This is a genomic window from Ruegeria sp. AK11 (assembly GCF_056541095.1).
The window spans coordinates 13,719-32,754 of record NZ_JBQFXU010000006.1; the positions used below are offsets into that span (position 1 = coordinate 13,719).

Below are 19,036 nucleotides of genomic sequence, written 5' to 3' on the forward strand. Positions count from 1 at the left end.
TGCGGAAGAGTGTGGAATCCAACGCTAAGAAAACAATGACGCCATTGCGGGACGGGGCGAAATGACACTCTGAGCGATTTCGTGTTGCGCGCGCTCACAGCACCTGTATGCCGCAGGGACGGAAATTTCGGCGCCGCGGTGCAGCGCGGAGACCGGCCATTCATCGACTGCGCAGCAATTTTCGGACACCCAATTTACGAGTCGCGGACGAGAGTCCTATTTCGCTGCGGTTGCACCAACGTCCGGTCGCACGACGGGTTTCTAGTCAACGATCACCACCTGCCCTGTGAGAGCACCCTCGACACATTTCGCATATGCCAATCCAACATGATGGGATGAAACCGGTTTGTGGCCGTGAAACCATGCGCCGTAACGTGGCGCGGACACGTCCAACATGCCCGGACTGACAACATTGACTCTCAACCCGCGCGGCATCTCGATTGCAGCGCTCTTTACGAAGCCTGCCAATGCTCCGTTAGCGGTTGCCGCATTTGAACCCATTCTGATCGGATCGCGATCAAGAACACCGCTTGTCAGAGTGAAGGAACCTGCATCCGAAATGACGTCCAGCCCAGCCAGGACAAGGTTCACTTGCGCCATAACCTTTTGCTGAAGACCCACCATGAAGGTCACTTGGGTCATCTGCGGCAACGGGGCAAAGGTCGCGTCGCCTGCACAGGACACCACAGCATCGAAATTGCCGAGGCTTTCATACAGTGATTTCACCGCGTTTAAGTCACTTGAATCGACCCGATGGTCCCCACTTGAACGTCCCACTGTGACGATTTCATGCCTTTGCCGAAGCTCCTTGCAGGCAGCTTGTCCAATATCACCACCTGCTCCGACTACGATAATTCTCATGCCTGATCCTTCAATATCTCATCATAGCGTTTCAGTTTTCGATTTAGGATCACGCGGCATCGGTCCAGATCGGCCTGTCGATCTTCCAGGCGGCGGCTATGTGCCAAAAGGGCAGCTTTGCGCTCAGGGACTTTGCCGTCGCCGGATGCGTAAAGCTCCGCAAAAGCCCGCATTTCTGCCAAAGGCATACCTGTCGAACGAAGGGACGCCAGTAACTCTAACCAATCGGCATCTGCCTTCGAGAATTTGCGCTTGCCATCCGCGCCGCGTTGGACGAATGGACACAACCCCGATTTCTCATAGAAACGAATTGTTGAAGCGCTGAGTCCGGTGCGTTCTGCAACTTCTGAAATCATCATGCGATCTGATCCTCTCGCCCAAGTCCCTACCTACCTGAAGCTACTTCAGGTCAAGCAACTTCTGCAGAAACTCTCAAAAGCCGCCATTCTCGCATCGCGCAGCTTCGGCCACTCTGGCTCGCTGCAAAGCGCTTGGGCAGTATCGATGCGGACAGACAGGACTTGGCGCGCCGCGGCCAAGGTCAGCTTTCGACGTATCAGGCAGCCACCATATCAACTTCGGCAGTCGAGAATCCAAAAGAAGCGACCATGTTCCGATGGGCATCGGTCCCAAGGAATTGCGAAAGAACTGCGTCGACTTCGTTCCGCAGGTTTGTGTCGTTCAAACCAAACGCGAATGACCCGAACGCAGGAGGTTTTTCTGAGTTTGGCACAAGGATCAGTTCCAGGTCCCATTCCGGGTTCTGCTCGATAAATCCACCATGCGCTCGACCCACGCTGGCATAGGCATCGGCGGTGCCTTCACAAACAGCTTGTGCGGCCTCGGCATATGTTTCGAAAATCATGATGCGCTCTGCGCTGACGCCAAATTCAATCGCCGAGCGATGCTGAAACTGGTCCCGGATAACCGCCAAACGGATATCAGAATTGTCGGCAACCGATCGATATCCGCTCAAACCCATCTGATTGCCCCCAGCCACCAGGAGCCCGTCGGGTAGCGCCCAGATCGGGCGGCTGAACAATGCGCTCTTCCTGCGTTCTTCCGTTCCAAAAAGACCGGTCGTCATGCGCCATCGGCCATCCCCGACCCCGGGCAAGAGTTCAGCAAATTCCGTTTCTACCATTTCAAAACCGGCAATGCCAAGTTGCGCCAATACATACCGCGCGAGTTCAACGTCACAGCCGGTGACGAGGCCTGTTGCATCGATGTAGTTGAACGGCGGTTCGATCAGGTAGGCAAACTTCATGGGTCATCCTCTTTGGTGTCCGGGCCATAGCTGGCGATCTTGATGGCGAGGATACTTTCGCATTTTTCGAGAGTAGCGCGTTTGGCTTTTAGCGTTGACGCGTGGCCCAACAGGATTTGTCGCCGTTCTTCGATACCTGCATCGCCCGCTTTGGCAAGAGTCGTAAACCGACGCATTTGCTTGAGTGGCATGCCGGTTTCGCGCAGCCAATAGAGCAGAGTCAGCCACTCGACCAAACGAGGCGTAAACCGACGATGTCCATCGGTGCCACGCTCGATCTCTGGCAGCATTCCCGACTTCTCGTAGAACCTTATAGTATGTGCGGATAGCCCACAGGCTTCCGCCGCTTCAGCAATTCTCATCTTCGCAAATGTTCCTCTGATCTCTGGGTAGCGAGTTAGAGCCACTCTAAGTCAATAGCGACTTTTGAAAAGCTGACATTCGTGCAGAGTGCGGTATCTGTCAAACTGGGCTCTGGGCGGTCATCGAAGGCGGAGCAGCATCTGAATTAAGAGAGATCTGTGGAGCCATCGAGGACGGCCCAAACCAATCTCTCAGCGCAACCCCATACTCTACGGTCGCTGCCCGAAATTCAGACATTCGCTGCAGGCACGAAAGGTAGGATCACCGCAAGGTCAGCAGCGCGAACAAAGCTGGCATCGACAATTCGTGTTTGAGATCCACTACCGATGCAAGTCTCCGTTCAAGTATCGCAGACCGGTGTCGATGATCACGGTCACTACGGTTTTGCCCGGTCCAAGTTCCTTGGCCTTTTTCAGGGCCGCCCAGATGTTTGCACCTGACGTCACACCGCCAAGCAAACCTTCCTGGCCAGCGAGCGCCCGGGCCCCCCAATAGGCGTCTTCATCCTTCACTGGAATAACATCATCAATGAGGTCCCTGCGCAGGATCTTCGGCACGAAGGATAAGCCTATCCCCTCGAGCTTGTGCGTACCACTGGTGTCACCTCCTGAGAGGTTGCGCACGTAGTAGGGCTCCACGGCGACAATTTCGGTGTTGGGATTGTGCGTCTTCAAGACCTCAGCATTGCCCGAAATGCAACCGCCACCGCCCGCAGCCATGACGAAGGCATGTACGGGAGTGTTTACTTGGCTCAGAATTTCCTGAGCCATATCGTGATACCCCAGCTTGTTATCTATGTTGTTCACCTGATCCGGCCAAAACGTGCCTGGTTCACCGGCCAGTTCTTTTGCGCGCACGATCATCCGGTCGAGTACATCCGCAGTCAGCACGCCGCCCTCAGCGTGGACAATTTCCACTTCCGCGCCGAACGCTCTCATCGTTTGTAGCTTTTCCTCGGAGAACCCGTTTGAAGACACAAAGTGGGCCTTATACCCGCGAGTGGCACAGACCATCGCCAGCGAGCTTCCGGTGCTGCCACCAGTGTACTCGACAACGCGCCCACCGGGCTTCAACTCTCCGCGCCGTTCGGCCCCTTCGATCATCGACAAGGCCATGCGGTCTTTCATACTGCCCGTTGGGTTGGCCCCTTCCCACTTCACATAGATGTCGGCGTGATCGGGTCCTGTCAGATGGGACAGTTTGATGAGTGGGGTATTGCCGATGGTGGTCATTTTGGAGCCTTTCGCGGACTGTCATCACCAGCGGCTTCCATAAATTAAGTCACAATCCGAGTCAAACTTCCATTTTTTAAGTAACTGCACTAAGTTCAACAAATTGACAGCTAACATGAGGACGGAATGACCCAAACAGAGCATGAGTTTCGTTCCCGATGCTCGATTGCGCGCAGCCTTGAGATCCTTGGTGACAAATGGACCCTGCTGGTGGTGCGAGACCTGTTGTGGCACGGAAAACATACATTCCAGGAATTGCAGAACAGTGAGGAACACCTGCCCCCAAACCTTCTGTCTCAACGACTAAAGCGGTTGATGGAGTGGGGGCTTGTGGAGCGGGAGGCCTATCAGGTCAGGCCTGTGCGCTATCGTTACATGCTTACCGACCGGGGGCGAGCGTTAGAGCCAACCTTGTTGGGGATCATGAACTGGGGGCACTTGCACTTAGGGGGAGGACTGTTCGACCCAACGCTTGGCAAGACAGTGGCTGGAAGATCGGTCTGAGTTTCCAAACACATTCGTCCTGGGTTCGTAGCAGACCTAGGAGCATGCGCGTCAACTAGATCCCAGAGTTTGCGACACATCCTCGGCATGTCCGAAGCAGAATATCAACGGCTTCTCGATCTGAACAGCGAATGGCGTTTCGGCAACAACTATCTGCTGACGATTCTCCTGGCACACTTAGACGATGTTGTGGACAGGAGGCTTGGAGCACCGTGATGGCGGACTTCATCGACGAAAACGGTCAGCTGGAAAGCGGCAGATTGCGTTAGCTGATGATGAGGCCCGGCCGATAGTGTTGAAAAACTCTGATTTTGCCCAAAAGTGGTGGAATAGTTAGCCGTAGAGAGCCAGTCGAAGACCCCGGCTAGGCATAAGAACACAGTTTCGACGTCGTCAATCTGGATTTGACCAAGGCTTCGGCAAAGGTGACGGCACAGGCAACACCATCAACAACTGGTAAACCAAACTCCTCGGATAATTGTGACATCAAGTCTGTCATTCCGGCACAACCCAGAACGATGGCTTCAGCTTTGTCCTCGTCAATGGCGGCGCGAATTTCAGCCCGTATCTTATCTATTGTCGCCGGATCGTTTTCCTCAAGCTTCAGAACCGGCACGTCCGATGCCCGAACCCGGGCGCATCTGCGATCCAGGCCATATTTCAACAAATTTGTTTCCAACCCAGCCAGAGATCGGGACAGCGTAGTAATGACGCTGAATTTTGGACTGATCATGGAGGCCGCGTGATAGGCGGCCTCACCAACACCAACGACCGGAGCTGAGGTGATGCAACGTACAGCGTCGACACCTGTGTCATCGAAACAGGCCACTACGATGCCATCCACATCCGGATGCTGCTTGACCACATCCAACAAGCCCGGAACACAAGTAGAGACATCCAGATAGCCCTGTATGCTGGCGGGACCGTCTTGCGAAGTGGCAGCAATAATCATGGTTTCAGGATGCGCAGCCGCCCGCGCTGCCTCTTCTATCTTTCGCGTCATGGAACTGGTGGTGTTGGGATTGACGACTAGAAGTTTCACAACGTCCTCACATTTCTCCGCCCAGATAGGCGGCTTTGATCCGGGGATCGGTCAACAGCTCTTTGGAATTGCCCGCGATCACCACATTCCCAGTGGTCAACGCATAGGCGCGGTGCGAAATCGAAAGCGCCATGCGCGAGTTCTGTTCCACCAGCAGCACAGACACACCTTCGTCCCGGTTGATAGCTACAATAGACCGCGCAATGTCTTGCACCAGTTTGGGCGCAATTCCCAACGACGGCTCATCCAGCAACAGAAGGCGTGGCTTTGCCATCAGAGCGCGCCCGATCACCATCATCTGCTGCTCGCCACCCGACAAGGTTCCTGCCGACTGGCTGTAGCGCTCTTTCAGGCGCGGAAACCGTTCCAGAACCGAATCCAGAGTGCGCTGAACATCCGCTTTGTCCGAGCGGGTAAACGCCCCCATGAGAAGATTGTCTTTTACCGACATGTACGGGAAGACGCGCCGCCCTTCGGGCACCATAGCGATGCCTTTCGAGACGATCTCGGCCGGGTTGGTTCCGGCAATCTGTTCGCCCTCGAACGCGACCGAACCGGATTTGATCTTCGCCAGCCCAGTGATCGCCCGCAGGATCGAGCTTTTGCCTGCCCCATTGGCACCGATCAAAGCAACCGTTTCGCCTTGCTCAAGATCAATCGATACCCCTTTAAGGGCATAGACGTGATCGTAGTAAAGCTCGACATCCTTGAAATCTAACATCTTGGTCATGGCTCAGATCCCAATCTCGTCGTCGGCGCTGCCCAGATAGGCTTCGATAACTTTTTCGTTGTTCTGGATTTCTACCGGTGTGCCCTCGGCGATCATCTCACCGAAATTCAGCACGACGATCCGGTCCGAGATATTCATCACCGCAGGCATGTCATGTTCTACCAGTAGAACGGTCACCCCCCGGTCATCTCGCACCTTGCGCACCAGATTGACCATTTTCATGGTCTCGTCATGGTTCATCCCGGCGAAGGGTTCATCCAGCAGCAACACCTTGGGATCGGTTGCCAGACCAATCGCGATCCCCAACGCCCGCAGGTTGCCCTGTGGCAGGTTTGAGGCCTGTTCGTTTGCAATCTCGGTCATGCCGAGGAATTCGATCAGATCGTCGGCATATTGCCCGAAGCTGTCGACATCTTCATGCGCCGTTTTTGTGCCCCAGAAATACCCGGCCAACGAAGCACGGGCCCGTAAGTGCTGAGCGACAATGATGCTTTCGCGCACTGTCATGGATTTGAAGATCGTCGTTTCCTGAAACGTACGGACAACGCCCCTGCGGGCCACTGCGTGTGGTTTCAGGTTTGAAATTCTCTCGCCCTTGAACAGCACCTCTCCGGTCGTGGTCGGCAGGAAGGATGAGATCATCTTGAACAGCGTGCTTTTGCCCGCACCGTTCGGTCCGATCACCGACAGGATCTCGTTTTCATTGACGTTGAACGAGATGTTGCTGTTCGCGGTCAGGCCACCGAATTTCTTGGTGACATGGCGGACTTCCAGAAGATGGCTCATTTGTCCTCTCCTTTCTTGCCAGGCAGACGCAGGCTGAGCAGCCCGTTGGGCAGGAACAGCATCAGGATGATCAGCAAGCTGGAATAGGCCAGCAGCTGGAAACGACCCAACTCGAACAACAGGTCCCAGCCAAAATACAGGACCAGCGTGCCCAACATCGGGCCAAACACATATCCCAGACCACCGAGGAAGCAATTCAGCATGAAGTTCACACTGTCGGCGACCTGAAAGCTGGACGGATAAACCGATTGCGCGATCGATCCGAACATCGCACCGCCAATGCCGCCCAGAAAGGACGAGATGGCAAAGACGATGACCCGGATATACGAGATGTTCACACCTATGGAGCTGGCCAGTTCCTCATTCTGCTGCATCGAGCGGCAAAGGTGGCCAAGGCGCGAATTCACCAGCCGGTACATGGCGGCAAAGGTCAGGACCATCAGAACACAGGCGGTGTAGTAGAAGGCCAGTCTTGGGTTCTCCAGTGTTCCGAAATCGGGTATCAGAGGGATACCCAGGATCGACACCCCGCCCGGAAGCGGGATCGAGGTGATGCCCTTGGCACCATTCGTGACAGGCAAGGCAAGCGCAGTCAGGGTGACGACCTGTGTCAGCACCAGCGAGATCATTGCAAAATACACGCCCCGCAGCCGCAGGATCGGCAGACCGATCAGAACCGCCACACCGGCTGCAAAGAGGCCCGCAAGCGGCAGGGACAGCCAGAACGAAATGCCAGCCTTGGTCACCAGAATGGCCGAGACATAAGCTCCGATCAGGGCAAAGGCGCCCTGCCCTATGTTAATGCGGCCGATATAGAAGGTCAGCCAGACACCGGCACTGGCGATCGACAGCAGCGCTACCGAGGTCAGCGTGTAGTACAGGTCAGACCGTCCGGAGGCGGCGACAAAGCTGGGAACCGCGATGAAGATGGCCAGCAGGAAGACCGCCACACCGGCCCATTGGATCATTGAAAATTTTGGCACTGCGTTATCCCCACGGTTTGCCCATCAGGCCCTGCGGGCGGATGGCCAGGAAAATCATCAGCGAGACGAAGATCAGCAGATAGGTGATATCGCCATATTGCGAGAGCACCGCTAAACCGATGGCTTCCATGAAGCCAAGGATGATACCGCCTGCGATTGCGCCGGAAATCACACCTGCGCCGCCGATCATGACCATCATGAAAGCCTTGATTGAGGTCGGTCCGCCCATACCCAGATTGACGCCGGTAATAGTCACGAGCAGACCGCCGACCAGACCAGCCAGCATTGCGCCCAATGCAAATCCAATCATGGAGTAGCGAGCAACATTGACTCCCATCAGTTGGGCAGCGGTTCTGTCCTGCGCCAGCGCACGCAGGGCGCGGCCGGTTTTGGAATACTGCATAAACAGGATGAAAGTGACGATCGACAGAATAGCCAGCACGCAGATCAAAATACGGTCATATGGCATGATCAACTTGAAATCCCAGTTGAAAACCCCGTTGACGATCTTGGGCACACCGCGCTGTTTTTCTCCAAAGACCAGCAGGATGACCGCGTCAAACAGAAACGCCAGTCCCGCCGCCAGCAGCATTGTGCTTTCTTCGCGCGATGACCGTCGTATGACTGGGGCGAACAGAAACCGTTCTATCAGCGCGCCGAGCACGGCCAGAGTGATACAGGACGCCAGCAGCGCAAGGATGAAAGGCCAGCCAAGTTGTCCGTAGAAGGTGTAGGTCACAAAGCCGCCGAGAACGTACATCTGTCCGTGAGCAAAATTCAGTACGTTCATCAGGGCAAAGATCAGCGTCAGACCCAAGGCGATCATCGCATATTGCGCGCCCAGATAGATGCCGTTTGCTAGTATCTGTTCCATGATAGTCCCGCGTTAGGTTCGGGTTTCCCGGGCCGATCATCAGCCCGGGAGTTTGAGTGGCTCGTTAGGCTTTCGCCTTGTCTTGGGGAGTTCTGCCTCAGTCGACTTCAGCGACAAAGAGTGTTTCAAACTCTCCGTCCTGGTAAACATTCACTACCAGCGGGACCGCAATCTGACGCTTTTGTCCGAAGGAGGTTGTTCCGACGTACCGCATCACGGCGTCGCCCTTCATGAAAGGGTTCGGTGCTTCGAACGTGTCCATCGTGGTCTGGAACGCCTTGACGTCGTCAATGCCCGCCGGGTTGGCGTTCAAGGTCGCCAGAATATACTCCAGCGCATAGACCTTGGTATTCGATTCATCGTTATATTCGCCGAACATATCAGTGTAACGCTTGACGAATTCCTTCATGTCGTCCGATGCGATTTCAGGCGTCGATGCACCGCCGACCGAGATGAACCCGTTGGCCAGATCGCCCGCACCTTCGCGCAGAACCGTCGCATCCTGCGCGGTTTCGGTCGAGATGATGCCCTGATACCCCAGTTCGCGCGCAGACCGGATCAACTGAGGTGCATTGGCCGGCGAGACGCCGGACAGAACCAGCAAATCAGGCTGCGTGCGCATTACAGGCGTCAGAACCGGGGTAAAATCTGTCGTGTCCACCTGATACGTCACGTTGTCAGACACAACTTCAAGACCCAACGCATTGGCCGCTGCGATCCCTCCATCCCGCTGGCTCAGCGGATCAGACTCGTTGGCAGCAACAAAGGCCACGCTCTTTACGCCTTTTTCGTCGCGCAGGTATTCGTAAATCGCCGGGCCGGATTGATAGTTCGCAACCATGCCCAAAACCGCATTGGACGCCGGAGCGGTATAAAGCTCTTTCGGGAAGGCATATGGGAAATACATGATCCCTTGAGCCTCGGCCACAGGGCGCACGGCGGCAGCGCCGTCATCCACATTCGGACCAACCACATAGTGGATGCCTTCCTGTGCCATCTTCTCCATGCCCGCGATTGCGCGCTTGGGGTCTTTCTGGTCATCGAACGAGACGATTTCGATATCGTAAGTGGTATCACCGATCTTGTAGCCGCCGGATTCATTGATCCAGTCAGCGCGTGCTTCCATCGAGCGCTGGTTCGAGATGCCCCAGGCCGCTGCCGGACCTGAAGTCACACCAACAAAGCCAATCTTGAGAACCGGGTTTTCCGCCCAGGCGGTGGAGCCCAGAACGGATATGGCCAGCGCCAGGGCCGCCGATGATTTCATCAGATTTCTGCGTTTCATTTTTTCCTCCCTATTGAGGTTTGGGCGCCTCTTTCGGGCGCTTGCAAAGGTCATTGAGTCACAGGTCGAATCCCGGTGATGCTGCCAAGCTCAACATTGTTAACAATATATGTCAACATTTTTTAATGAATGACAGTGTTGATATTGTGAACAAATACTCAATATATTGTCAGTCAGAAGCCGTGCGTCTAAGAAAACGCACAAGAATTCCAGTCGAATTGAAACCAGATGACAGACGCACAACAAATACTCGACACCGTCCAATCTGATCCGGATGAGCAATTGATCGTTGATCGAATTTATTCCGCGGTAATGGAACAAAAGCTGGCGCCACGAACCAAATTGAGCGAACAAACCTTATGTGAGACCTTTGGCGTTGGTCGAATGCGCGTCCGCCGCGCATTGTTGTTATTGAGCAGCCAAGGCATTGTTGAACTTCATTCCAACCGCGGTGCCTTCATTGCTTGCCCAAGCCCCGAAGAAGCCCGAGACGTGTTTGAGGCCCGCTTGATGATCGAAACCGGTATCGTTCGGGATTTGACGCGAGAAATTAGCAACGCGGGGGTCAAAGCGTTGCGGCTTCATATCAAAAAAGAAGATGAGGCTAGGGCAAGGAACGACCAAACAGAAATTATCAGGCTCTCTGGTGAATTTCATGTCGAGTTAGCTAAATGCCACAACAACGCAGTACTCACTCGCGTCGTCAGGGAACTGGTGACCCGGTCTTCTCTGATCGTGGCGCTGTTCGGAACCAACAAGGACTCATCTTGCCCCGATGATGAGCACGCGTCGATCATCAATGCGATCGCGAGTGGTGACCCGCAAGCTGCGGTAGACAGCATCCAACACCACCTTTTTCACGTTAAAAACAGCCTGGATCTGGAAAAAACCCAAAAGGTTGAACCCGATCTGGCCAAGATACTCACCGGGCGCATGTAATTGGATCTGTTGCAAACTTTTGGAATGGCCAGAGTAGCGAATAACCGGACACACCTTTCCTGCGATCTCTGCAAATAGCTGAAATCCCGACGTCGTAGCGTTGGGGAACAGCTGCTTTCGGATCATGTTTGCGACCTCGATGCCGTCCAGACTAGCCGATGCGGACCCGAACGATTTGAACCCGCACATGTGCCGCACGCGACGCTTGATAAACCGGTGATCCTGCTCGATCAGGTTATTCAAATACTTGACCTGACTGTTTGAATTTTGTCGAGGCAACCAAACCGATTAAAGATTTTGTTCACCTCTCGAATGCCCGCTGCGTTGTTTCCGCTTTTGTCGATGACGATCTTGCTCGCGACTCCATTTGAAGACAGCGCTTTGGCAAAGAACCTGGCTGCCGCTGGAGGGTTCCTCCGCTCAGACAGCATAAAATCAAGGGTCTTGCCGTGCTTGTCGACAGCTCGATAGAGGTAAACCCACGCGCCTTTCACCTTGATGTAAGTTTCGTCCATTCTCCACGAACGATCACAAGGTCCTTTGCGGCGACGTGCTGCCTCAGCGATCGCACCAGAATACCGTGTTACCCATCGGTTTAGCGTGGCGTGGTCCACTAAAACAACGCGCTCGGCCATGATTTCTTCCAGATCCCGGTATGACACACCGAATCGGACATAAAAAAACACCGCGAACAGGATCACGTCCTTCGGATATTGCGCGCCTTTGAAAGAAATCATGAACCAACTTTCGACTGATTATACCGAAAGTCATTCACCCGCAGCATCTGACCTCGTCAACAGCCAAATGTTTGCAACAGATCCGTTGAATGCCGTCTTGGAACCAGCCCGAGCCAGGCGGCGAAGTCGCGCCCTCGCGGGAACGTTTCCGGCGGCGGGGCGAGGGCCACCAGCGCAGTTGCGATGAGCGGACCAATTCCAGGCACCGTCATAAGGCGGCGTGCCGTTTCATTTGACCGCGCGCGGCGGGCAATCTCGGCATCCAGTTCTTTGATCTGACCCTCCAGTTGGTTCAACATGCTGATCAGCCTTTCTAAGCACTGGCGCAGGCCTCCATTCAGGTTGTTTGCAAACCCACAATGGCACACCGAGGCCAGCGGGGGCCTCTACACCTTCAGAACCGTACAGGATTTCTCAAATGGAGCGATTTCTTTGCCGACCCGGTGGCAGAACTGGTCGATATGGAACTTAGAACGCTCTGTGGCGGGATCGTCCGGTGGTCCGGCAGATCTCACGAATTGATCGCATTTGAAGAAGGCGGACTTGTACGAAGCCTCGATAGCTTCCAATCGGGTCAGGTCGAAGACTTGGTTGCGGAATTTGGCCTCAACCCAGCTGAAGTTACCGAAGTGCGCGGAGATTCAGACGATCAAGCCCTTTGGATCAGATATCTGAAATAATGAATCGTCTGCACCCGCTACACTTGCGTTCCCCAGCAATCCACTTATGAAAGTGCCATCAATTGACCTAGGGAAAGCTTGCGATGCGCATGCGCGATACGTTCATCAAACCGATGCACCCTGAAGGCATTCGGTTTGTCGCGATCTTTGCCGCCATCACGGTCGGTCTGTTTCTCCTGTCCGACATTCTGGGCTGGATTGGCGTCGGCCTTACGATCTGGTGCTACTATTTTTTTCGCGACCCCGAACGCGTATCACCGACAGGGGAAGGCCTGATTGTCAGCCCGGCGGATGGGGTGGTATCGCTAATCGAAGCGGCAGTGCCGCCGAGTGAGCTTGGGATGCCAAACACGCCCCTCACTCGTGTCAGTGTATTCATGAGCGTCTTTAATTGCCATGTGAACCGCGCGCCCATTGAAGGTGAGATCACCGCCGTTGCCTACCGCCCCGGCAAGTTTTTCAACGCATCCCTAGATAAGGCCAGTGCCGATAACGAGCGCAACAGCCTGCGTATTCGAATGAGGAATGGTCAGGACCTGGCCGTGGTCCAGATTGCCGGCCTAGTGGCCAGACGGATCGTCTGCTTTGTGAAATCTGGCAACGCGCTTCAAACCGGAGAGCGATTTGGATTGATCCGTTTCGGATCCCGGCTGGATGTTTATCTTCCAGATGGCGTGGAGCCGCAGGTGCGTGTCGGGCAAACGATGATTGCCGGCGAAACCATCCTTGCCAGTTTGCACACACCCAATGAAAAGTAGGTGGCTGGATCAGTGACAGAACCATCCGAACAGGAAGAGACCGGGTTTGCGCTGATTCATTTGCTGCCCAATGCACTGACAATAACAGCCATTTGCGCGGGCCTGTCGGCAATCAGATTTGGCGTTCAGGGAAACTACGAGCTTGCGGTGCAGTTGATTATAGCCGCTTGTGTGCTGGATGGGTTGGATGGGCGCATTGCGCGCTTGCTCAGCAGTGACAGCAAAATCGGGGCAGAACTGGATTCGCTCGCGGATTTCTTGAACTTCGGCGTTGCCCCGCCGCTTGTTCTCTATTTCTGGGCTTTGCAGGATGTACCCAGTGCTGCATGGCTCGCCGTGCTGTTTTTTGCGGTGTGCTGCGTTATGCGCCTTGCTCGGTTCAATGTGGGCAGCAAGTCCGAGACCTGCGAACATGACAGCGCTTATTTCGAGGGGGTTCCAGCCCCTGCAGGGGCGCTGCTGGTCATGTTGCCAATGTATCTGTCCTTCGCTTTCGCGGATGCGCCCGCGCTGCCCAGTATATTGATTTGCCTCTTCATCGTGATCATTGGTCTTTTGCTTATCAGTCGCATACCGACCTGGTCTTTTAAAACCACGCGGATTTCACGCGAGAACGCGAAGTTTTTTCTCATCGGTGTCGCTGTTGTTGGCGCCGCGCTGCTGACCTTTGCCTGGGCCACGCTGATCGCGCTTTGTGTCGGATATGTGGGAATGGTCGCCTGGGCGTGGATTGACAGGGAAGCACGTTCTAACCGTTAAGGATACGATATGGACATCAAAGCCGTTCAAACCTCTTACGCTCGCTGGGCACCCGTCTATGACAAGACGTTTGGGGCCGTCACCAATGTCGGGCGGCAGCATGCGGTTGACTATATCAACAGACGTTCTGGCAAGGTTCTGGAGGTTGGCGTGGGCACCGGGCTGTCACTGGAACATTACGGACCCAGGACTCAGGTGACCGGAATCGACTTCAGCGAGGACATGCTGCAAAAAGCACGCGGCAAGGTAAGAGATTTATCCCTGAGCCACGTTGCGGAGCTAAGGCAAATGGATGCCCGCGCGCTTGATTTCCCAGACAACCATTTCGATACGGTTGCAGCGATGCATGTGCTGTCCGTCGTTCCAGAACCGGAAAAGGTAATGGCGGAAATTGTGAGGGTCTGTAAACCCGGCGGCAGTGTGGTGATTACGAACCATTTCAAACGAGAGCGAGGTCTGCTGGCAACCTTGGAACGCGCGTTTGCGCCAATTGCTAACACAATCGGTTGGCACTCTGACTTCGAAATCGACACGGTATTACAAGAGCAAGCGCTAACTGTCGAAGAGCAAAGAGCCCTACCACCGATTGGGATGATGACCTTTCTGGTTTTGAGAAAGTCAGTGGTTGCATAGTGGTCTAATGAAAAGTTAGCGCCTACTAAAACAGGAAGCCGAGCAGAATGACAGGTATTGCCAAGTTGATGACCTGAGCATGTGAGGTATTGGCGAAGACAGGATCAAGCGGTCATTTCCGCAGTGTACTCGTCCCAGAGGTTGAACGCGTCGGAACGAGCGTGGCGGTAAGAGTTTGCGGTGAGTTGATAGCGGCTGGGGCGGAAGACCAGGTTGATTTTGTCATGCGCAGACAGAAATCTCTGAGCCTTTAGGTCAGACTTGAACCGGCCCATGATCTTTTCTCGTTTGCGGGTTGGTCGGTGCGACACTTCGATGGCGTTATTCAGACCTTTGTGGGCATGATGGTCAACCTCTGGTGCAAGTATTTTGATCGGCTTGATATAGCTGCGCAATTTGTCGGTGATGACGACCCTGGGTTCGCCAAACTTGGCAACCGGCCCGAGCAGCCAACAGATCCTCAACGTCAGCTGTGCTCAACCCAAAGCGATGGTAAGCCCAGACCGCGTAGGCAATGATCTCACGAGAAAAGCGAAAACTTTTCAGGAGTGGCATGATCGTTGGGATGTTCATTGGCGCGACATAGCTGGATCATTCAACGTGAACAACTTGGCAATACCGTCGAGTTAGGTTCTTTCGCAAACTTCTCTGAGATCTGCATACATGAAGCTGGAGGGACGATTGTCCAGCCAGTTGGCTGAACTGCTGAAAAAGACGGAATATGGGCGTGAATTGACCTTTGCTGATCTTCTTGAAGACTGTTCGGAAACTACTCGATGGGACCGAACATGAGATCACGTACGTTCGACAATTGGGCAACAAGGCCGAAGACAGTTACTCAGCTGCGTCCACGCGAACCGTCCTGATGCTGGGATCAATACGGCTGTAGGCGGCCAGAAGTCGCGCCGACCACTTCTGCGAAATATAATCGGCCATGAATCGTGACGGTGCGATAAGGACAACACGCCCCCCTGCCCTTTCAGCTTCGGACAGATGTTGAAACCAGCTTGCCCACAGTTCCGGATCGCGACCGTGTAGAATCGCCTGTACCTGCGACCACACATCCCCAGCTGGGCTGTCAGGGGCACTGGGTTTGGTTGCAAAGGGTACGACATTCGTTTCGGGTTCCGGCACGTCAGTCATCCGGGCTTGAAAGTCCGATCCGATAACAGACCACACCTCTTCGGTGTCAATCAGGATTTGTTTCAGATCGATCTCGTACACGGCTACACGACCCCGCGCTGAGGGCCGTTTTACCGTTACCCAACCTAATGTGCGAAATCTGGACATTTCGCGCTTTACGGTTCTTTCGTTCACTGCCCACAGGCGCGAAATTTCTTCCCGCCCAATGGATAATTCGTTGTTGCGCCAGTTATACCGGGTCGTAATCAACGCAATGATACGCAAAATACTTCGTTGTCGGTGCTTGTCGCCTGACAGCGCATGAACGGTCAGAGCAGATAGTATATCATATTTCAAAGCCGGCGCATTTCGCCCGACCGGTTTCGCAAGCTGCATATCCGTTCTCACCGCTCAGTCTGCCTCTGGCGGGTGTGTCCCGCCAATCTCGCGCCGTTTGCCAACGCTTTTCGTCATCTTGGCCTAATTAGCGTCCAAAGCTTCGATTCTGTCAAGCCAAGACTGGAACATCGCGTGATCTTGCGCAGATCAAACTCAAAAAACGAAAAGAAATTTGGTGAAATATTGGTGATGGGGGTCATTCTGTGTGTCCCCTTATTGGGTCTTTGTGTCCCCCTATATGTGGTTATTTCCTTCGGTCCGTCCCCCTAAATACTGGCTGGATAGGGCTGTCTTGATCGTTTTGTTCCACCTGGGGCGGTCGAATCGCTTCGGGTGTTTTTGCGCCTTGTTTTCTTACCCGTGGGTAAGATCGTACTCTCATCATAATTTCTTTTGCTTAAAGTGCAAATCAAGCGTAAATAAGAAACGAGCAGAAATTTACGTTCCAAACTAAGAGACCCGAGGCATGTACACGCACGAAGACCTGAACGCATTGCGCAATCAGTCCCTCAAGTTGCAGGGGTGGATTCGCCAGCAGACCTTTAGCCCTGAGATGGAGAAAACGCTCCGCCGGTTTTCCAGCTGGGAAGTGTCCGAACTGATCTTCCGGGTGAATCAGTCAACCTTTCGCGGAAAGCTTGCAGCCGATCCTTCCCTACCTGGTGGAGAAGTTGAGCCCGACGGGCGTCAGCGCTGGTTCAGCCTGGAAGAGGTGAACGAACTTCGGCGACGGCTCAAGATTAATCGCAAGTCACTGATGCCCCCTCGCCCTGAAGGCAAGCGCGCCATTCGTGCGGCTGTCGCAAACTTCAAGGGTGGCGCGGGAAAGTCGACCGTGGCGCTGCATCTTGCCCATGCAGCCGCCCTGGATGGGTATCGGGTCCTTGTGGTGGATTTCGACCCTCAGGCAACACTAAGCCATTCGATGGGGCTGACGGATGTGGCCGAAGATTATACGGTCTGGGGGATCATGGCGCGTGACCTCATTCGTGAAACAGAACGCATGAATAACCGCCCCGCCGCTGCAGAATCGGGAACCGCCCTGCCCCGCCGGGAGTTGCCGCCCGCGATAACAGATATGGGCCTGGGCGATCTGCGAATTGCTGATTTCATCAAGAAGACCTCCTGGTCGACGATCGATGCGATACCTTCCTGTGCGAACGCAGCCTTTGTTGAATTTGCGTCGGCCCAGTACCGGCACCTGAATCCCGAATGGTCCTTCTTTGCGGCGGTGTCCCGGTATCTGGATCAGATTCCGGATGACGCCTATGACCTTATCCTGTTCGATTGTCCGCCCGCAATCGGGTACCAGTCTATGAACGCGGTCTTTGCCGCAGACATGCTTTATATCCCTTCGGGCCCTGGCTATTGGGAATATGACTCGACCACATCGTTCATCGGCCAATTGGCAGAAGCGTTGGAAGACCTGGCTTATGGGTTCGACAAGACCTTACCCACGGGTAAGATTGGGTTGCCCAAAACCTTCTGTGAGTTGCGGTTCCTGTTGACGCGGTATGAACCGGGCAATGCGCTGCATCTGGCGATGTTTGATGCCTTTAAGAAGGTATTTGGCGAGCACGTCGCACAGCACCCGGTGGAAATGACCCGTGCGGTGGAGCAGTCTGGACGTTTTCTGAGCTCGGTCTACGAAATGGATTACCGCGAAATGACCCGCGAAACCTGGCGGCGCGCCCGCTCAACTTTCGACAATGTGTATGAGGAATTCCGGGGCGTAATGCTATCGGCCTGGGACAAGGTGGAGGATGACGCATGAGCCGCAAGCGGAGAATGTTCGATATTGATCTACCGGCTATGGATGACATTCCTGTTGGTAAGGTGCCGGATAAAGTTTTCGAAAAACGACGTGGCCCAATGGCCGCTGCAATTTCGGAAAATGCCGACGCTTTGCGTGATCAGCAATCGACGGAACAATCCATTCGCGCAGAAAACGATCGTCTTGCACACGAACTGGTTCGGCTGAGAGCCGAAGGTTTGGTGACAGAACGAGTGGTGCTAAACGACGTTGTAACGGAAAAGCTGACACGAGATCGCAAACCCGGTCCCGATCCAGAACTGGATGAACTTAAGGACTCTATTAGGGAGGTCGGCTTGTCCAACCCGATCCGCCTGGAGCGCAGGTCGGACGGGCTGTATGAATTGATCCAGGGTATGCGCCGTTTGTCTGCCTATCGAGCCTTGTACGATGAGACCGGTGATGAAACCTACGCCAGAATTCCAGCGGGGATTTCTGATGCGGGTGATCTGGACAACAGTTATCGGCGTATGGTCGACGAGAACCTGATCCGAAAGGATATCTCATTTGCGGAAATGGGTGCCCTCGCCCGTGCATATTCCGAAGACCCTGCGAATGACTGTCCCGATGTCGACAAGGCGGTGTCCACGCTGTTCAAATCTGCCAGCTACACAAAGCGCAGCTATATCCGGTCTTTTGCCAGTTTGCTGCTGATGTTGGACAAAGTTCTGACCCACCCGAACGACATTCCGCGAAACGTGGGTGTTGAGCTAAAGCGCAAATTTGACGCGACGCCAGGTCTGGTTCGCCAGGTAAGCGAGGCACTGAAGAGTGAGCCTGATCGGGATGGCGCGCGTGAAGTCGCAATTCTGAGGTCATTTCTAGGTGAGCCAGAAGCTGTGTCCTCGAAGAAGACGGAGGCCGCCAGTGCAGGTAAACCACGCCGCGCGAAAACAACTTTTCAGGTTTCGGGCAGGGCAGGGATCGCGAAATGTGCTGCTTCTAGTGGAAGGATCGAGGTGCGGTATGATCTGGATTTTACCCGCGTTGATCGAAGCAAACTGGAGGCAGCAATTGCCGCGCTGCTCGATGCGCTTCCCGAGGAAGATGATCTTACCCACGGGTAAGATCACGAACTAGCAAGTCAGGTGAAGGCGTCGGAAAGGTTTCGGCGCCTTTTTTGTTTTGCCGCGCAAAGGGTAGGGGCCTTGAGTGACATTGTCGGGTAAATCCACTGTCCAAGCTGAACCGGAGGGCGCGGGCCATGGCGTGAACGGGGTAACCGGCATATCAAAGCTTGCTGTCAAGCCAAGTATAAAGTTTCTCAAC

20 protein-coding genes and 3 pseudogenes are annotated in these 19,036 nt (G+C 54.4%); 8 read left to right on the forward strand and 15 right to left on the reverse strand.

Annotated elements, in window-relative coordinates; genetic code table 11:
• Window positions 1-261 precede the first annotated feature (261 nt).
• The 5 genes from ACR0D9_RS14065 to ACR0D9_RS14085 all read right to left on the reverse strand — a co-directional run bounded on the left by ACR0D9_RS14065 (window position 262) and on the right by ACR0D9_RS14085 (window position 3,723).
• Window positions 262-861, reverse strand: coding sequence for a short chain dehydrogenase (locus ACR0D9_RS14065; RefSeq protein WP_480483604.1), 600 nt, complete (start codon window positions 859-861; stop codon window positions 262-264).
• The gene (locus ACR0D9_RS14070) at window positions 858-1,220 is read right to left on the reverse strand and encodes a MerR family transcriptional regulator (protein ID WP_480483603.1); all 363 of its coding nucleotides are present in this window, start codon (window positions 1,218-1,220) and stop codon (window positions 858-860) included. Before ACR0D9_RS14070 ends, ACR0D9_RS14065 begins: the two co-directional genes overlap by 4 nt.
• A gap of 197 nt (window positions 1,221-1,417) precedes the next feature.
• On the reverse strand, window positions 1,418-2,128 hold the full coding sequence (locus ACR0D9_RS14075; protein ID WP_480539152.1) for a transporter substrate-binding domain-containing protein: 711 nt from the start codon (window positions 2,126-2,128) through the stop codon (window positions 1,418-1,420).
• On the reverse strand, window positions 2,125-2,490 hold the full coding sequence (locus ACR0D9_RS14080) for a MerR family transcriptional regulator (protein ID WP_480483601.1): 366 nt from the start codon (window positions 2,488-2,490) through the stop codon (window positions 2,125-2,127). Before ACR0D9_RS14080 ends, ACR0D9_RS14075 begins: the two co-directional genes overlap by 4 nt.
• A gap of 321 nt (window positions 2,491-2,811) precedes the next feature.
• Window positions 2,812-3,723: a PLP-dependent cysteine synthase family protein gene (locus tag ACR0D9_RS14085; protein ID WP_480539155.1), complete on the reverse strand. Its 912-nt coding sequence runs from the start codon at window positions 3,721-3,723 to the stop codon at window positions 2,812-2,814.
• 126 nt (window positions 3,724-3,849) lie between these two features.
• Here ACR0D9_RS14085 and ACR0D9_RS14090 point away from each other — a divergent pair, with 126 nt between their 5' ends.
• Complete coding sequence (locus ACR0D9_RS14090; RefSeq protein ID WP_480539157.1) at window positions 3,850-4,227, forward strand: winged helix-turn-helix transcriptional regulator; 378 nt, start codon at window positions 3,850-3,852, stop codon at window positions 4,225-4,227.
• A gap of 364 nt (window positions 4,228-4,591) precedes the next feature.
• Here the strand turns inward: ACR0D9_RS14090 and ACR0D9_RS14095 are convergent, their stop codons facing one another.
• The 6 genes from ACR0D9_RS14095 to ACR0D9_RS14120 form a co-directional block, all read right to left on the reverse strand.
• Window positions 4,592-5,269, reverse strand: coding sequence for an aspartate/glutamate racemase family protein (locus tag ACR0D9_RS14095; protein ID WP_480483598.1), 678 nt, complete (start codon window positions 5,267-5,269; stop codon window positions 4,592-4,594).
• A gap of 7 nt (window positions 5,270-5,276) precedes the next feature.
• The gene (locus tag ACR0D9_RS14100) at window positions 5,277-5,999 is read right to left on the reverse strand and encodes an ABC transporter ATP-binding protein (RefSeq protein ID WP_480483597.1); all 723 of its coding nucleotides are present in this window, start codon (window positions 5,997-5,999) and stop codon (window positions 5,277-5,279) included.
• A 3-nt stretch (window positions 6,000-6,002) separates the two neighbouring features.
• Entirely contained in the window at window positions 6,003-6,785 is a 783-nt protein-coding gene (locus ACR0D9_RS14105) for an ABC transporter ATP-binding protein (protein WP_480483596.1), read from the reverse strand.
• Window positions 6,782-7,753: a branched-chain amino acid ABC transporter permease gene (locus ACR0D9_RS14110; protein ID WP_480483618.1), complete on the reverse strand. Its 972-nt coding sequence runs from the start codon at window positions 7,751-7,753 to the stop codon at window positions 6,782-6,784. Before ACR0D9_RS14110 ends, ACR0D9_RS14105 begins: the two co-directional genes overlap by 4 nt.
• 19 nt (window positions 7,754-7,772) lie before the next feature.
• Window positions 7,773-8,642 (reverse strand): branched-chain amino acid ABC transporter permease, encoded by an 870-nt coding sequence (locus tag ACR0D9_RS14115; RefSeq protein WP_480483595.1) that lies wholly within the window; start codon window positions 8,640-8,642, stop codon window positions 7,773-7,775.
• A gap of 97 nt (window positions 8,643-8,739) precedes the next feature.
• Window positions 8,740-9,927: an ABC transporter substrate-binding protein gene (locus ACR0D9_RS14120; protein ID WP_480483594.1), complete on the reverse strand. Its 1,188-nt coding sequence runs from the start codon at window positions 9,925-9,927 to the stop codon at window positions 8,740-8,742.
• Between the two features lie 228 nt (window positions 9,928-10,155).
• On the opposite strand from ACR0D9_RS14120, the gene ACR0D9_RS14125 reads away from it, so the two are divergent.
• Window positions 10,156-10,866 carry a GntR family transcriptional regulator gene (locus ACR0D9_RS14125; protein WP_480483593.1) on the forward strand — a complete coding sequence of 237 codons (711 nt, stop codon included), beginning with the start codon at window positions 10,156-10,158 and terminating at the stop codon, window positions 10,864-10,866.
• 57 nt (window positions 10,867-10,923) lie between these two features.
• On the opposite strand, the pseudogene ACR0D9_RS14130 reads toward ACR0D9_RS14125, so the two are convergent.
• Window positions 10,924-11,603: pseudogene (locus ACR0D9_RS14130) on the reverse strand (IS6 family transposase); the annotation flags it as partial.
• Window positions 11,604-11,686: 83 nt separating this feature from the next.
• Window positions 11,687-11,890: pseudogene (locus ACR0D9_RS14135) on the reverse strand (transposase); the annotation flags it as partial.
• A 72-nt stretch (window positions 11,891-11,962) separates the two neighbouring features.
• Here ACR0D9_RS14135 and ACR0D9_RS14140 point away from each other — a divergent pair.
• From ACR0D9_RS14140 to ACR0D9_RS14155, 4 genes are all read left to right on the forward strand, one after another.
• Window positions 11,963-12,283 carry a hypothetical protein gene (locus ACR0D9_RS14140; RefSeq protein WP_480483592.1) on the forward strand — a complete coding sequence of 107 codons (321 nt, stop codon included), beginning with the start codon at window positions 11,963-11,965 and terminating at the stop codon, window positions 12,281-12,283.
• Between the two features lie 83 nt (window positions 12,284-12,366).
• The gene (locus ACR0D9_RS14145) at window positions 12,367-13,041 is read left to right on the forward strand and encodes a phosphatidylserine decarboxylase (RefSeq protein ID WP_480483591.1); all 675 of its coding nucleotides are present in this window, start codon (window positions 12,367-12,369) and stop codon (window positions 13,039-13,041) included.
• A 12-nt stretch (window positions 13,042-13,053) separates the two neighbouring features.
• Window positions 13,054-13,800, forward strand: coding sequence for a CDP-diacylglycerol--serine O-phosphatidyltransferase (gene pssA, locus ACR0D9_RS14150; RefSeq protein ID WP_480487950.1), 747 nt, complete (start codon window positions 13,054-13,056; stop codon window positions 13,798-13,800).
• 9 nt (window positions 13,801-13,809) lie between these two features.
• Window positions 13,810-14,433: a class I SAM-dependent methyltransferase gene (locus ACR0D9_RS14155; protein WP_480483589.1), complete on the forward strand. Its 624-nt coding sequence runs from the start codon at window positions 13,810-13,812 to the stop codon at window positions 14,431-14,433.
• Between the two features lie 104 nt (window positions 14,434-14,537).
• On the opposite strand, the pseudogene ACR0D9_RS14160 reads toward ACR0D9_RS14155, so the two are convergent.
• Together ACR0D9_RS14160 and ACR0D9_RS14165 are read right to left on the reverse strand one after the other, a co-directional pair.
• Window positions 14,538-15,006, reverse strand: a pseudogene (locus ACR0D9_RS14160) (DDE-type integrase/transposase/recombinase).
• A gap of 261 nt (window positions 15,007-15,267) precedes the next feature.
• Window positions 15,268-15,951 carry a DnaA N-terminal domain-containing protein gene (locus ACR0D9_RS14165; protein WP_480483588.1) on the reverse strand — a complete coding sequence of 228 codons (684 nt, stop codon included), beginning with the start codon at window positions 15,949-15,951 and terminating at the stop codon, window positions 15,268-15,270.
• Window positions 15,952-16,420: 469 nt separating this feature from the next.
• Between ACR0D9_RS14165 and ACR0D9_RS14170 the strand changes: the two genes are divergently transcribed.
• Window positions 16,421-17,728: an AAA family ATPase gene (locus ACR0D9_RS14170; protein WP_480483587.1), complete on the forward strand. Its 1,308-nt coding sequence runs from the start codon at window positions 16,421-16,423 to the stop codon at window positions 17,726-17,728.
• Entirely contained in the window at window positions 17,725-18,834 is a 1,110-nt protein-coding gene (locus tag ACR0D9_RS14175) for a ParB/RepB/Spo0J family partition protein (protein ID WP_480487952.1), read from the forward strand. The genes ACR0D9_RS14170 and ACR0D9_RS14175 overlap by 4 nt, the downstream gene beginning before the upstream one ends.
• The last annotated feature ends 202 nt before the right edge of the window (window positions 18,835-19,036 follow it).